Source organism: Solibacillus sp. NPDC093137, from assembly GCF_050280445.1.
Classification (GTDB): domain Bacteria; phylum Bacillota; class Bacilli; order Bacillales_A; family Planococcaceae; genus Solibacillus; species Solibacillus isronensis_B.
The window spans coordinates 39,728-55,369 of sequence record NZ_JBNNVH010000009.1 but is presented as its reverse complement, the minus strand read 5'-3'; the positions used below and the strand labels follow the sequence as shown (position 1 = coordinate 55,369).

Annotated in this window: 9 protein-coding genes; 7 read left to right on the top strand and 2 right to left on the bottom strand. The window is 39.0% G+C overall.

The window, feature by feature from the left end:
* Positions 1–196 precede the first annotated feature (196 nt).
* The 3 genes from ACQKN3_RS19150 to ACQKN3_RS19140 all read left to right on the top strand — a co-directional run bounded on the left by ACQKN3_RS19150 (position 197) and on the right by ACQKN3_RS19140 (position 4,945).
* Entirely contained in the window at positions 197–2,794 is a 2,598-nt protein-coding gene (locus ACQKN3_RS19150) for a cation-translocating P-type ATPase (RefSeq protein WP_427714096.1), read from the top strand.
* Positions 2,795–2,922: 128 nt separating this feature from the next.
* Positions 2,923–3,960, top strand: coding sequence for a nucleotide kinase (locus ACQKN3_RS19145; RefSeq protein ID WP_427714094.1), 1,038 nt, complete (start codon positions 2,923–2,925; stop codon positions 3,958–3,960).
* Between the two features lie 202 nt (positions 3,961–4,162).
* Positions 4,163–4,945, top strand: a complete 783-nt coding sequence (locus tag ACQKN3_RS19140) for an SDR family oxidoreductase (protein ID WP_427714091.1) — start codon at positions 4,163–4,165, stop codon at positions 4,943–4,945.
* Between the two features lie 60 nt (positions 4,946–5,005).
* On the opposite strand, the gene ACQKN3_RS19135 is transcribed toward ACQKN3_RS19140, so the two are convergent.
* Positions 5,006–5,359 (bottom strand): YbgA family protein, encoded by a 354-nt coding sequence (locus tag ACQKN3_RS19135; RefSeq protein ID WP_427714088.1) that lies wholly within the window; start codon positions 5,357–5,359, stop codon positions 5,006–5,008.
* Between the two features lie 252 nt (positions 5,360–5,611).
* On the opposite strand from ACQKN3_RS19135, the gene ACQKN3_RS19130 reads away from it, so the two are divergent.
* The 3 genes from ACQKN3_RS19130 to ACQKN3_RS19120 all read left to right on the top strand — a co-directional run bounded on the left by ACQKN3_RS19130 (position 5,612) and on the right by ACQKN3_RS19120 (position 9,179).
* Positions 5,612–6,907 (top strand): acetamidase/formamidase family protein, encoded by a 1,296-nt coding sequence (locus ACQKN3_RS19130; RefSeq protein WP_427714160.1) that lies wholly within the window; start codon positions 5,612–5,614, stop codon positions 6,905–6,907.
* A 111-nt stretch (positions 6,908–7,018) separates the two neighbouring features.
* Positions 7,019–7,537: a hypothetical protein gene (locus ACQKN3_RS19125; RefSeq protein WP_079523257.1), complete on the top strand. Its 519-nt coding sequence runs from the start codon at positions 7,019–7,021 to the stop codon at positions 7,535–7,537.
* Between the two features lie 199 nt (positions 7,538–7,736).
* A complete protein-coding gene (locus ACQKN3_RS19120; protein WP_427714085.1) occupies positions 7,737–9,179 on the top strand; it encodes a Fe-S-cluster redox enzyme in 1,443 nt (480 codons plus the stop codon).
* 44 nt (positions 9,180–9,223) lie between these two features.
* Here the strand turns inward: ACQKN3_RS19120 and ACQKN3_RS19115 are convergent, their stop codons facing one another.
* Positions 9,224–10,408, bottom strand: a complete 1,185-nt coding sequence (locus ACQKN3_RS19115; RefSeq protein WP_427714083.1) for a CaiB/BaiF CoA transferase family protein — start codon at positions 10,406–10,408, stop codon at positions 9,224–9,226.
* A gap of 698 nt (positions 10,409–11,106) precedes the next feature.
* On the opposite strand from ACQKN3_RS19115, the gene ACQKN3_RS19110 reads away from it, so the two are divergent.
* Positions 11,107–15,564 carry an S-layer homology domain-containing protein gene (locus ACQKN3_RS19110; protein ID WP_427714081.1) on the top strand — a complete coding sequence of 1,486 codons (4,458 nt, stop codon included), beginning with the start codon at positions 11,107–11,109 and terminating at the stop codon, positions 15,562–15,564.
* Positions 15,565–15,642: the final 78 nt, after the last annotated feature.

The following is a 15,642-nucleotide window of genomic DNA, read 5'->3' as shown; positions in this document are numbered from 1 at the left end:
TAAACGTTAATCTTAATTTTTAGATTAACGTTTTTTTTTGTATAAAACAGAGCTAAGTTTTATGAGATTTTTGTTGGGAAGTTTTCATTTTCATACTAAAACTATCATACAGTGTTTTGGGAGAGTTCTTCTATTTTAAATAGGATTGCTCAAAATAGTTATTTGCACCAATCAAATGACTTGAAGGAGGCTTTAAATGAAAGTAACAGAATATTACCAAGCATCTGTACAAGAAGTAATGAAAAAGTTAGATGTGACGCAGTATGGATTAACTGATTACGAAGTCCGCGGCCGCCAGAAAAAGTACGGCTATAACGAATTAAAAGAAGGAAAGCAGAAAAATATTTTCGAAGTTTTCTTCGAGCAGTTTCAGGATTTTTTAGTGCTCATTTTAATTGTTGCGGCAATTGTTTCAATCTTCCTTGGAGATATGGACAGTTCCATTGTCATTTTAATCGTCATTATATTAAATGCCATTCTCGGAACGGTTCAGCATGCCCGAGCTGAAAAATCATTGAACAGTTTAAAGGAAATGGCGGCACCCGTTTCAAAAGTTAAACGTAACGGGGAAATTATTGAAATACCATCTAGAAATGTAATAGTAGGGGATCTGCTCATTTTGGAAGCGGGCGATTCTATTAGTGCGGATGGACGAGTAGTCGAAAGTCATAGTTTGCAAATAAATGAAAGTTCATTAACAGGCGAATCTTTGGCGGTCGATAAAGTAGCCAATACAATTGTTGAAACAGAGCTTGCACTAGGAGACAGAAAAAACATGGTGTACTCCGGCAGCTTTGTGACAAATGGTCGTGGGGCAGTAGCAGTTACTTCAATCGGTATGAATACGGAAATCGGAAAAATTGCTAAGTTGATCGATAATGCGAAAGAGAAAAAAACACCTTTGCAAATCAATCTTGATAAATTCGGAAAACGTCTTGCCATTGGAATTATCCTGATTTGTATCGTAATTTTTGCTTTGGATATTATTCGGGGGCGTGAGCTGATTGATTCCTTTATGTTTGCAGTTTCATTGGCGGTCGCGGCAATTCCTGAAGCGTTAAGTTCGATTGTAACGATTGTACTGGCAGTAGGGACTCAAAATATGGCAAAGGAAAATGCGATTATCCGCAAATTGCCGGCAGTAGAAAGTTTGGGAAGTGTTTCGATTATTTGTACAGACAAAACCGGGACGCTGACACAAAACAAAATGACGGTTCAGGAAGTTTATACGGGCGAGCAGTTCTTCTCCTCCAACGAGCTGGAGCCGACCAACCCGAGTCATAAAAAACTGCTTGATTTTGCGATTCTTTGCAATGATTCTATGATGCTAAGGGATAAAACAATAGGAGATCCAACAGAACTTGCACTTGTAAAGTTAGGACATGAATTTGAAATGAGTGAGCAACTGATACGCGGGCTTCATCCGCGTGTAGGAGAGATTCCTTTCGATTCCACTCGAAAATTGATGAGTACTGTTCACCGTATGGGGAACCGTAATGTCATGATTACTAAAGGGGCAGTGGACGAGCTTCTTCCCCGTATTAGTCGCGTCGATTCAAGCAGCAGTTCGATTATTACGAACGAGCAGCTAGAAAAGATTAATCAGGCGAATACCGCATTTTCGAATGCCGGATTACGGGTAATTGCCATTACGTATAAAGAAGTCTTTTCTTCTAATATAAGTAAAAAGGACGAGCAAGGCTTAACATTTGTCGGGCTAATCGCGATGATGGACCCTCCGCGCGATGAATCGGCACAGGCAGTTGCAGACTGTATGGATGCGGGCATTAAACCTGTCATGATTACAGGGGACCACAAAATTACGGCAATCGCGATCGCGAAACAGCTCGGTATATTAAAAAGTCCTGATGAAGCAATTGAAGGAAAGGACATTGAAAAGCTTTCGGATCGGGAATTGAAAAATAAGGTGGAAAGCTTCTCTGTCTATGCTCGTGTATCTCCAGAGCACAAAATCCGTATTGTAAAGGCTTGGCAAGAAAAAGGACATGTTGTTGCAATGACGGGGGATGGGGTAAATGACGCCCCGGCACTAAAACAGGCTGAAATTGGTGTGGCAATGGGGAAAACAGGAACTGAAGTGGCTAAAGATGCGTCAGCAATGATTTTAACCGACGATAATTTTTTAACAATCGTCAAATCGATTTCCAACGGACGAAGTATTTATGCCAATATAAAAAATGCGATTAAATTCCTGTTATCCGGAAATGCAGGGGCGATCTTCGTTGTTTTATATGCAACGCTTTTCGCATTACCGGCTCCGTTTCTGCCGATCCATCTATTGTTTATCAACTTATTGACGGATAGCCTGCCAGCAATTGCGATTGGTTTAGAACCGCATAATAAGAAACTGATGAAGGAAAAACCGCGGAATATAAATGAGTCACTGCTAAATAAAAAATTCGTATCCCAAGTAGGATTTGAAGGAGTAATTATTGCGGCAGTCACAATCATCGCCTTTCAAGTAGGCTTATCGACAGGTGATACAGCAGTTGCGACAACAATGGCGTTTGCAACATTATGTTTATCAAGACTACTGCATGGGTTCAATTGCCGTTCGGAAGATTCCATTTTTAAAATCGGAATTTTCTCGAATTTGGCAGTTTGGATTGCCTTTTTACTCGGGTTTACAATATTGAATTTTGTCCTGATCAACGGGTTATTCGAGGTAGCCGATTTGACGAGTAGCCAATATTTAATGATTTATGGATTATCGTTAGTGCCGTTAGTTATTATCCAGGTTCGTAAACTGTTTTTCGGATCTGCCAAGGCGTAAATAGAAAATGTAATGAACAAAACAGTATATGGCAACTTTTTTAGCTGGTTAACATAAAAATAAAGTTAACAAGGTTATGGAAGGATGACATTATTAGCACGACAATTAAACATTTCTTCGGCCAGGCAATGACAGGGCAGGGCATTAAAAATATTTATAAAGAGCTGATGGATGAAGCGCAAGCTGTGTATTTACTAAAAGGAGCGCACGGTTTCAGAGTTTCGGAGTTGCTGCAGAAAATCGGGTCGCACTACTATGAAAAAGGTGCACACATTGAGTTTTTCTATGATCCTTTATTTGAAAATACGGTCGAAGCAGTTTATATTCAAGCCCCTCATCGTATATTAATTGTTCAAGCGACAAACCCGTCAATAGAACCGGTACTGCCAGGGGTACGGGATCATGTCATTTCCCTTTATGACTGTTTGAATGAACAACACATTGCATTGAGTGAAAATTTGACTTCGGTAAACGAATCGAAACAAGCCTACTATGAGCAGTGCTTTGCCAAGCTTTCCAATGCTATTCAGATTCATGATGACTGGGAAGTGGAAACGAGAAGGCAAATGGAATGGAGCGGGTTGGATCAGCAGTTTGCGGAGTTGACGAACGAACTGTTTGGCGAAACGAATCGGCAGAAATCCGGCCAGCTTACACATCGCTTACTCGGAACATTAACCCCAACAGGAGCGCAGGACACAGTACAAAGCATTACGCAAAACCTTGAAAAGAGATTATTTATTAAAGGGTATCCCGGAACAGGAAAATCTTCGATGATGAAGAAATTAGCCAATGAAGCGATAAGCAGAGGCTTTGATGTACAACTCGTTTGGTGCGGACTGGATTCCAATTCGATCGATATGGTCATTATACCTGAATTGAAATTCTGTATTTTTGACAGTACGGAGCCGCACGTGTATTTCCCTGATGGAAATCGCCCTGGTGATGAAATTTTCGATATTGCCCAGCATTGTCATCCGACAGAAGTAGAGGAAAAGAATATAGAAGCAATCGTAGAAAAGTACAAAGCGACGATGGCAGATGCAAAACAATTTGCAGCGAAATACGCAGAACAAGAAAGGAAAGTTCGTGAAGCAGTAGATGCCGCTATCAATTTGGATGAATTCAATAAACGAACAGCCTTACTATTTGAGCTTTTTAATTAGGAAAAGAATTTTAATAGGCATGGATCCGAATTGATATCGGGTCCATGCCTTATTTTGTGATGCAGAACCTCTATGATTAATATTATTTTAAAATAATTTATGAGTTTTCGAAATAATAAATTTTTTAGGGGCTATAAATTTTACTCAAACAGAAAATACTGTATGCTGATGGTGAGCTTTTCATTACAAAGGAGGACAACTCATGAATCGTTTTGAAGGAAAAGTTATAATTGTTACCGGTGCAGGTTCTGGATTAGGACAAGCTGCCACATTGCAGCTTGCAAAGGAAGGCGCAAAGCTTGTACTCGTTGATTTAAATCAGGCAGGACTGGATGAAACGAAGAAAAAAGTGCTTGAAGTAGCACCAAATGCTGAAACATTGTTAGTGACAGCAAACGTAGCTACAGAAAGTGAAGTTGAAAATTTTGTGAATCAAACGGTTGAGAAATTCAGCAAAATTGATGGTTTCTTTAACAATGCGGGAATTGAAGGGAAGCAAAACTTAACTGGAGATTACGATATTGAGGAATTTCATAAAGTTATATCCGTCAATTTGAACGGTGTCTTCTATGGTATGAAATATGTGCTGAAAGTGATGAAGGAGCAAGGATACGGCTCGATTGTCAATACAGCTTCGGTTGGCGGAATCCGCGGTGTCGGAAACCAGTCAGGCTATGCGGCTAGTAAACATGGTGTTGTCGGGTTAACGCGTAACTCGGCGATTGAATACGGCCAATACGGAATTTCGATTAAAGCAATTGCCCCGGGTGCGATTATGACGCCAATGGTAGAAGGGTCACTGCGCCAAATGGGTGGCGATAACTGGGAGGAAGTCGGCAAGGAGTTTGTAAAGCCAAATCCGATGAGACGTTTCGGTAAGCCGGAAGAAGTCGGTTATTTAGTAGCATTCCTGCTATCTAACGAAGCGGACTTCATTAACGCAGCGGTTATTCCAATCGACGGCGGGCAGTCCTATAAATATTAAATGGTAATCCCCTTAAAACATTTAAGGGGATTTTTTGTCCTCATTGATTCTCTTTCTTTTTTAACGCTTCAATACCCGGCTTTCCAATAAATACGTTACTTCGTATTTCTCAGCCAGTCCTTTTAAAAAGGTTAATAGTTCACTGAAGTTTGTTGTTTGTATCAATTGTTCATACTGTTTTTTCTCTTCTTCGGTTGCAACCTTTTTAAAATAACCCCACATATGTTGGCAAGCATTGCGCATGCTGCCTTTTGTTGGTGTTAAGCTTAATGCCTGTTCGATCAGCGCTGAAATTTCTTCATAAGAGGCTTTATTTTTCATCGCCTGACGAATTACATTGTAATGATTTTGGCTATAAAACATCACATTGTATTTTTCCTCACGCCAAAGGATTTCCGTCTTATTTTGATTCATAAAAGAGTCATCCTCCCATTCCACTTTTGCATAATCTACTAGTTGTTCACATTATATAAGATAGATAAAAGTTTTGCTTTTATAAGGAGTCAAATCCAACTTATAGTGTAAAAAGTTTGTATAATGAAGATAGCTTTTGAATTTACTGAATTTACTTAAAATTGAAGGAAAAGAGGGGTTCTAATGGTAAATGAACTAACAACAGTGAATGGACAATTAACAGGAGAGTCGGTATACCGGGATAAACCAGTTATTCAGGCTGCCGAAACAATTTTCGTCAATGAATTTACAGATGGTGTGTTAAATCCGAATGCACCAATGTTAGGACCTTTAAAAAATGGGGGTACAATCATTGCCAATACAGCACCTGGTTGTTGGGGCCCAATGATTACACCGACGATTCGCGGGGGGCACGAAGTAACAAAGCCCGTATATGTGGAAGGGGCGGAAGTCGGGGATGCAATCGTTATTCAAATTAAATCGATTCAAGTTACATCGATTGCGACTTCTTCGGGAACAGACGAAGCACAAAATGAACGCTTTATCGGGGATCCTTTCGTAAAGGTGAAATGTCCGGGGTGCGGGAAGCTACATCCGCCGACAATTGTACAAGGAATCGGTCAGGAGTCGGTAAAATGTATGACATGCGGGACGGATACAACACCATTTAAAATTTCCAACGGCTATACGATGGCATTTAATTCAAAAGGGAATGTCGGATTGACGGTCGGAAAAGAAGCTGCTCGCCGGATTGCCCAAGACAGCAAAAATTATATGAGAACTCCGGAAAATTCGATTCAAAATCCGATTACTTCATTCGCGCCGAGTGACCTGATCGGGGTACTAGCAAGAATGCGTCCGTTTGTTGGACAGCTTGGGACAACGCCGTCAAAAGCGATGCCGGATTCTCATAATGCTGGTGATTTCGGAACATTTCTAATTGGAGCGCCACATGAATTTACAATGACCGAAGACGAGCTGAATATCCACCGTACAGATGGACATATGGATATTAACCGTGTGCGCGAAGGGGCAGTTGTCATTTGTCCTGTAAAGGTTCCTGGTGGGGGTGTATATGTAGGGGATATGCATGCAATGCAGGGCGATGGTGAAATTGCCGGACATACGACTGATGTATCGGGTATTGTACAGCTACAGGTAAGTGTACTGAAAAAAGTAAATTTGGACGGTCCTATCTTGCTGCCGAATGTTGAAGATTTGCCTTATACCGCAAAACCTTTTACGAAAGAAGAAAAGCGCATTGCTCGTGATTTGGCAGAGGAATTTGGTGTGAAGCAGGTTGAGGAAAGTTTCCCGTTATCGATTGTAGGAACAGGGATTAACTTAAATGTGGCTACAGAAAATGCACTCGAGCGCACGGCAAAGTTATTTGAACTGACAGTGGAAGAAGTGAGAAACCGTGCAACCATTACCGGTGGAATTGAAATAGGAAGACATCCGGGTGTTGTGACTGCTACAGTTCAAATGCCAAAAACACTTTTGAAAAAAGCACGACTGTTTAAAACAGTTAAGCGTCAATATGACTGAATACAGTTGATCAATTGTTAAAAGCAGTAATATCATAGTTAATTAGATAAGTTTTTGTTCTTTATTTTTTGGGAAATAGGAAATTACTAGAAAAGTAGAGGGGATGAAGCGATGCAGCCATTGATCAAGAAGATAGAAGCTCTTGTCATCTCGATTAGCGTTCAGTCAGGTATTGGTATTATTGAAGCAATAAGTGAAAAAGACGGCAATAAGAAAGTCATATTCCAAATTACATCAAAAACGCCTTTAATGACAAAGGACGGGTACCAAATTGGGGCATCTGCCATTCCTGTTAAGGCGAAAATTATTGCCTTTATTGATTCCAGAAATCCTTTGCCGATGGTTTCCCCGCCGCATACAACACCACTATTGATCATTTTTGATCAGTTTGATAAAGATGGCGAAGTATGTGTCGGTGCATTTGACCGGCAACTTTACTGTGATCAGCTGAAGCTTAAACTCCATGTCAGTGAAAAAACAGAAATAGTCGATTTGACTGGAAAGCGCGTGGATCAGAAAGATTTGGAAGGAAAGATGCTGTTCGTTTTTTATGACCGTGCAACAAAAAGCAAACCAGTGCAGGCCAATCCATCAAAAATTATCGTGACCTCTATTTTGCATAACGAATAATTATGATGCATATCGATTTCTATTGTCAGTACGTATGTTTTAAGCAATATTTCATACAAATTGCTGCAAATGAAACGATATGCTTTTTTTTGTTGAATCAGCTTGAATGAAAGTTAAAAAATTAAAAATGTTACATACACATTTATTTTTTGGTATATTTTTGTATAGAAATAAGGTGGGAAAAATGGAGGGATCTTCGTTGTTGCTTTCATTTGATGAGCAGCTCTTTCAACAGACGAACGGACAAACAGGGGAAAAGCTAGAGCAAGCTTTGGAAGAAAAGTTTCTATTTGTAAAACAAACTGCGATTTGGGGCGCACCTATACAAAGCAATGAATTTTTGTTGGAGCAGGAGCGTGCAGAGAAGTTTTGCTTTCAGTTAATCAAAAACTATTGGGGAAGATTAGAATTATTTATTAATAATTCAGTTAATGAGACGAATATAGTGAATGAAAAAATGGAGCAGTTTTTTGCCAAGCAGCAAAACAGAAAAGTGTTATTTTCATTTTTAAATACACAGGGGGAAGTGACATTTGACCAGCTGATTGAATATATTTTTTCAAAGCCGGTCCCAGTAACACATATACAAACAGAGCTTAAGAAGATTTATGTGTACAAAGTGAACAATCTTTTTTTGGTGCAGCCAATTTACAGTACAAATGAGAAGTACTGGAACATAATTGGGGCAAAAAAGATTTATTCACTGTTTTTACAGGTCCCTTTAATGAAGATTACGAGACCTGTTGAAATAATGAAAGATTTTAAAGCTTTGCTAGCCGGTCAATTGACGGCAAATCGGATTGCGACAATTATCCATAAGCTCGTAAAAAAGATTGATTATGAAAATCCTAAATCAGATGAAGTAAAGCAGCTGCACCTATTAAATGTCCGCACACATTTTACAAGCGGGCGACGCCATATGCTAAAGCTTCGAAAATGCATTCAGGCATTACTTGAAAATTGGTCTACCGGAAAGTTTGCATTGAATACGAAAGAGCAAACACTGCTTGGCTATATGTTGTTCCAGGAAGCGGTTTATAAAAGAGATTATCGGAGTATTTTACTTCAAGGAATGTATTTAATTGAGGAAGAGCGGATAAATAATCATGCGATTGAACTTGTTGTTGAATATGCGGATGTATTGAGCAGCATGAACCCGCAGCCCGATACACTTGTGAAAGATTACCGGAAAAACTACTTGGAGCATGTCTTTTATGAACTGATTAATAGTGTTGTTAAAGAAGAGCAGTTTGAGCTTGGGATAGAGCTGTTGAAAAATTATGAGCTTGCGTCATGTGCAGCCATATTTCAGCTCCTTCATACCGATGAAACGGAAATGATTCTGCATATGATCGAGGCAACTGTTCAACGCGATATTGCACTATTCGTTGATGGTTCGCCACAAAATATCCGGGAATCGATTATTATTTGGCAACAGCAATATTTAAACAAAAACAGCGATTATTTTTGTATAGCAGAAATGACATCACAGCATATTTGCAATTTGTTGAAAATACTATTTTGGGCAGAAGAAGACCTGATAGTGGAGAAACTATTGGCAGTCTATAAGAAATATTTGCTCATACCGCATCATTTCCAATATTTGCGCCAGTTTATTGAGCGCCGTGTTGTACTATGCTAATAATGAAAAGGTGAAGCAATGCCGATGCATGCTTCACCTTTGTTTTATTGTAATACGCCATCGTTTGTTAGCTGTTCAATTTGCTCTTTTGTATAGCCGTAAGCAGTTAAAATTTCCTCGGTATGTTCACCTATTTTTGCCCCGACATGTTTGTAAGTCGGTTCAACACCGCTTATTTTCAAGGCTGTTCCAATTTGGCGCTGCGAGGATCCGTCCGGTTTCTGAACATCTACAAGCATATTCCGTGCTTTGATTTGCGGGTGTTCGCAAGCTTCGTCAAATGTAAGAACCGGCTCCACACATCCATGGAAATCTTCATTGAAAATTTCAAGCCATTGATCAAATGTTTTCGAGCAAAACGCATCAGTAACTGCTTCTTTAAAACGTTGCTGTGTATAGTAGGAGTCATTAAATGTGCTGTCGATCAGTTCCGGAATGCCAAGCGCTTCACATAGGAGTTTGCGGAATTGTGGCTCCAGGCTACCGACTGAAAAGTAACGACCGTCTTTCGTCCGGTAGTAATCATAAAATGTTCCACCATTTAAAATTTCATCTTCCGGCTGAGGTGGACGGCCGCTTCCGAGATATTGCGTCCCATATAAAGCATTCATCGAAAACATCGCATCGGTCATCGAAACATCGATAAATTTCCCTTCACCGGTTTTTTCACGGTGAAGAGCAGCCGCTAAAATTCCGATAGCAGCATGCATTGTCCCGCCTGCAATATCCGCTATTTGAATGCCCATAGCCACAGGTTTTTTATCCTTTAAACGGGAATGATTGAGCACTCCGCCAATTGATAAGTAGTTATTATCATGGCCTGGCCGCGTTGCATATGGTCCGGTTTGCCCATAGCCTGTAATTGCACAGTAAATGAGGCGCGGATTGTATTCGCGCAATGTTTCATAGTCGATTCCTAGGCGCTTCATCACACCAGGACGGAACCCTTCAATGACAATGTCGTAATCTTGTATAAGCTTTTTAATAATTTCAATGCTCTCCGCAGACTTTAAATTTAGCTGCAAAGATTTTTTTGAACGGTTTAAATGCTGATGGAAGTAAGATTCCTTGTCCTCATCATACGGCGGCATAATCCGCATTAAATCAACACGGCGCTCTGACTCCACATGAATCACATCTGCCCCGAGATCCGCAAACATCATGGACGCAAGCGGTCCAGGCAATAGAGAAGAAAAATCCAAAACTTTTAACCCATTTAAAATAGTCATACCCATCCCCCTTATGTGTTGAACAGTTGTTTTTGTAAGAAATATTGAATGTTAAGTGTGGAAAGTAGAAACCCTTTGCCGGAAAGTAGATACTTTTGGCGTAAAAGTTGAATCAAATTAAGTAAAAGTAGAAAGTATTGATGACAAAGTGGAAAGTTCTGAGTGAAAAGTAGAACCAACCCAAAATGAGAGCTTTAAAAAGCTAAATATGCCAACAATTTTAATAAAATGTAAATATAAGAAAAAGAGTCCCCTTATTTTCTAATTCTCTATTATCTATTATATTTTAAATACTCTGAAAATTATAGTGCGAAAATAAGCAAATTGTGCAGAAATATAGGAAAAACAACCAGACGTAGTTTGCTATCTATTTTTTGAAAAAAATAATCACGGTAAGGAATAAAATGTAATTTTAGTGAATATTAACTAAGTATAGAAACCCTATTAAAGATTAGAAAGTTTTTAGCTAGGGTAAAGTATGGATGGTTGGCTATTTATTTATAGAACGATTTTGCTTTATGACTTTCAAGGTCGGAGCAATGTCGTTCCTTTTTTTGTCCAAATTTAAAAATCCAGAATTAAAATGAAAAACTCCATAAATTTCATACAGTTTTGCGCACCGTTAGCCGATATAAACAACAGAAGTTTTTACTAGATTGAACATGTTACGACATTTCAAAAGGGAGGGATTTTCTAACATGGACTCGAAAAAAGCACAAAAACTTTCAAAGGCAGCGGTTGCAACGGTTTTGGCGACAAGTGGTGTGCTAGTCGCAATGCCCCACCAGGCAAATGCCTATTCTTTCAGTGATTTAAATCCAAATGCGGATTATTATGAACCGATTATTGATTTAGCCAACCGTAAAATTGCAACAGGCTATTCAAACGGTACATTTAAACCAAATGCAGCAATTACTCGTGAAGATGCCGCAAAAATGCTGGCACTGACGATTGATGTAAATATAACAAATCCAAAAAACCCCGGCTTTAAAGACGTGACGGTGAATAACCCGAACTACCGTTACATCGCCGCATTGGCAGAGGCGGGTGTCATTAATGGCTATTCAGATAAAACCTTTAAACCAAAAGAGCCGATTACACGCGGACAAATGGCAAAAATTATAACGCTTGGCTTCAAGTTTGGCATTTCTACAAAACTTAATCACGGTTTCAAGGACGTTTCAAATAAAAATGCCAATGCGCATTTCATACAGACACTTTACGATCTGAATGTTACAAAAGGAAAAACCCCTGTTTCATTTGATCCTTTTAATACCGTAACACGCGGGCAGATGGCGACATTTATTTGGCGTGCAGAAAAAGCGGACCGCGGCAATCCTGTTTATACAGTCGGGGATATTGTAGGGAATCAAATATACATAAACGGTGTCGCGTACACGGTGGCATCCCATTTACGCAGTATTATTAATGCGGGAAATCAAAATGTATTAAAAGGTGCTTACATTGAAGGAAGCTATTCAGGAAAGACCCTTCAAAACATTTCGAAGCTGACGATCAATGCGAGCGGAACTTCCTCACGTTTACTGGCGCTTGATGGGGGCTATTCTTCGTTTGCAGGGGAGCTTGTCGTTCATGGAAGCTATGTGCGCTTCAAAAATATTAATTTTACCGGACGTGTAGAAGTTGCGGAAGCACCAAGACGTTCGCTTGGTGCACTAGAGAATGTGCGTATTGCAAGTATAGGAAACTTCGCATCGTTTATCGATTGGGGAACACCTACAGATCCGAAAAATGAAGATTTCCTCAACCCTAGTGAAAACGAGAATTTACAGAACAAGCCGGACCCGACAAAACCGGAGCACCTGCAAAAATACACAGAACGTATGGCAAACGTTAAGAAGTACGTGGACTTTGAAAACGCGGATATTCGTCAATTGTATGTAACTGCTGACCGTACATTTTTAAAGGCTAACTATGATATCGACCGCCTGACAGTACAAGGAAATGTAGCAAATGTGGAACTGTATGCAAGCCCGAACGCGATGTATATCGATACGGACTACAATGTTTCTATTTATGGCGTTCATGATATTCAATACATGTATAAAAACACATTGAAAAATGTGCACCTGAATACAGACAGCACATATGATTATTATTACATTACATCAAGCAACGGCTTTACGAATCTTGGCACACATGCCTATATTTCTAAAGCGATCATTCCGAACAATAAAACCGTAAATGATGTGTTTGACGATTATAAAACGGATGACCCGAACATTGGCTATGTAGAGGATGAAAACGGAAAAGCGGTTGATCGTGATCCGGTGGAAAATACCATTGTTACTGACGTTACGTCTCCAACCATTACACAACTGGATGTGGCAGCCGGCGGATCAACAGCCGATGTGACATTAACAGCCGATGAAGATGGAACGTACTACTATGTCATTAAAAAGGCCAATGAAAAAGCGCCAACAATCAGCGAGATTAAAACAGGTGGTACAAAATACAACGGAAATGGGCCCCTCGTAATGGACGAGCCTGTGAAATTTACGGTATCCGGCCTGGAAACGATGACGGACTATGTGATTTATGCGATTGTCATTGATGATGCGGACAATGTTTCGGAGAAGGAGGAACAGGAATTCTCGACAATCGATAACCGACCACCGACATTCCGCCTCGATAAAGGCAAAACGATGTACGGCGGAAAGCGCGTGCAATTTGTCATTAAGGGAATTACCGAGCCGGGCGAATACTACTATTATATTCGTGAAAAGTCTCCAGTTACGATGCCGGATCCGACTGTCGATGAAATTATGAAGCGCTATACAGGAAAAGGGACTATTACAAAACCTGATGATATCGTCATTACCGAAACTAAATATGGTGCAACTCCGGCGATTGGTGATATTAAGCCAAATACAGAGTATGAAATTTATGCGGTGATGGTTGATAAATCGGGCAATAAAATGCGCAACCCTGCACCGAAGATTACGTTGAAGACAGAAGCACCGGATACGACTTATCCGTATGTTATTAATTCAGAATTAATGCCTGCAAGTTCATCTAATTCAAATGAAGGTTATTTTTACATTTCAGTCAGTGAAGAGTTAGATAAAGCAAGTGCTGAAAATGTTAATAACTACGTATTATCAGGAACCGGTATTGTCAACATTACAGGTCAAAAGGAAATCAAACCAAGTGAAGTAGTTTACTTGAATAAACGTATTCGTATTAAAATTCCATCTGTTACAGCGTTAGTAAATGGGGATACAATTCGTGCGACGATATTGCCAGGAGTAAAAGACTTAGCGGAAAATGAATTTGAAAGTGCACTAACAGCTCCAGGAGGAAACCCGCCACGTAACTATGCGGTTTATAACCATACTGACGCATTAGCGCCAAAATTAAAGATCGATAAAGTTGAAGCTTCACCAACAGACAACAAATTTTTAATTGATGTAACGACTAATAAAGCTGGTACTTACTATTACATGATATTAGAGAAGGGATATTTTGATAAAAATTCTAATATTACACCACGCGATTTTGTCGATGAGTTTGATTCTGGAACAGTAACAGGGGCATTTCAATCAAACGGCTTAAATGATTATTTAGCTAAAGGTTCAGGACCGGCAGAAGTAGGTAAAATTAAGTTACCGCCTATTTCAAGACCAAGTGGAGTTAGTGAATTTAAAGATTACGCCATTTATATTTTGCTGAAGGATCGTTCAGGAAAAATCTCAGTATGGGATCAAAAGACATTAATTACTGATACGAAACCACCTTTAACATCGAATTATAAAGTTCAACCACCTGTGACAGGTGATGATAGTTATAAAAATAAAACAGCTTTAATAACATTTAATGCTGATGAAAGCGGTACAATTCATGTTGCTGCAATTCCAAAATATAAGAAGGATTTGCCGCCAAATAACAACAATTATATTTGGAATAAAGACTCTTCTGGAGAAAGTTATTTCAATACGGGTAGTGGCAAACTAGATACGGTACGTAGAGATATAAATATTATTGATGATATTAATACTTATAATAATGCTGCACGTTTGCAGTACTTTAAAGATTTTGGAAGTAAAGCAGGAAAATATATTTCGAAAGAATATGAGGTTGGAAACCCTACAGTAACAATTGAAAACCTTGACCCACATATGGAATACAATTTTTTAATCGGTGTGGAAGATGCATACGGAAACTTTACTGTTCGAAAAGTAGATGAGGACAAACCGTTAACCTCTTCAGATCAACCAAATGGCGAACTAATTGTTGAGAATTTTTATACAGATGGTGTGAAACCGCATATTATTGATTCTACTCGAAATGATGTGGTTAAACCGATCGATCAAGAGTATGTTTTAGCGGAGAACGAAGCGTTAATTTATAGAGAAAAGTTAGATTCGAGTGATGCTGATCAATTGAAATTTACTATTACATTCAATGAAACAATAATGCGCCAAAATACGGTAAATAATTTTAATAAGAGTAGTTTAAATTCTTCCAACTGGAAAGGAATTTTAAATATTACAGGAGACGGTATATCAGAAGCTGATTTTGATTTTGTTTCTTATACTGAAGGAACTCCAGCTACAACAAATCAATCTGCTTTAGTAATTAAAGCAAAAGATGTTACAACTGCTAATAAAACAATAACAGTTACAATGGATGACTCGGTTGATGTATATGATTATAAAGGACATAATCGATTCGATATTTCCAAGATTGGTAAGTATATTTACCCGACTGAAGCACTTGCAGTTAATATTAAAGAAGTCACGAACTATGGAAAATACTTTGTTCAAATTAGAGTAGAATCAAGTATCCCAGTTAAAAATGGACAACGCTTCTATTATGCAGTAATGAATAGTAATGCATCTACTCCACCAACCTTTGAAGATGCAAGAAGAGCTGCACAACGTGGTACAAAAATAACAGGTATGACTATAGCTGGAACAAATATTATGGACGAAGCTCGTGACGGAAGCAGAATTTGGGATTTAACATTACCTTCCAATACAACAAATGTATTTGGTGGCGGACAAAAAATCTACTTCTTTACTGTCGATAACTTTGGTAATATAATTCAGGCGAAAAATTCAGACGGTACTGCAGATCATGTTGTTATTCCAACAAATGTGACTACACCCGCACCAAAACCTATTGAGGATTAACCAATATTTTTCTTGGAAATTATACTAATTCCAAACCAATCCCACAAAGCGAAAGCTGCATGGGATTGGTTTTTTATT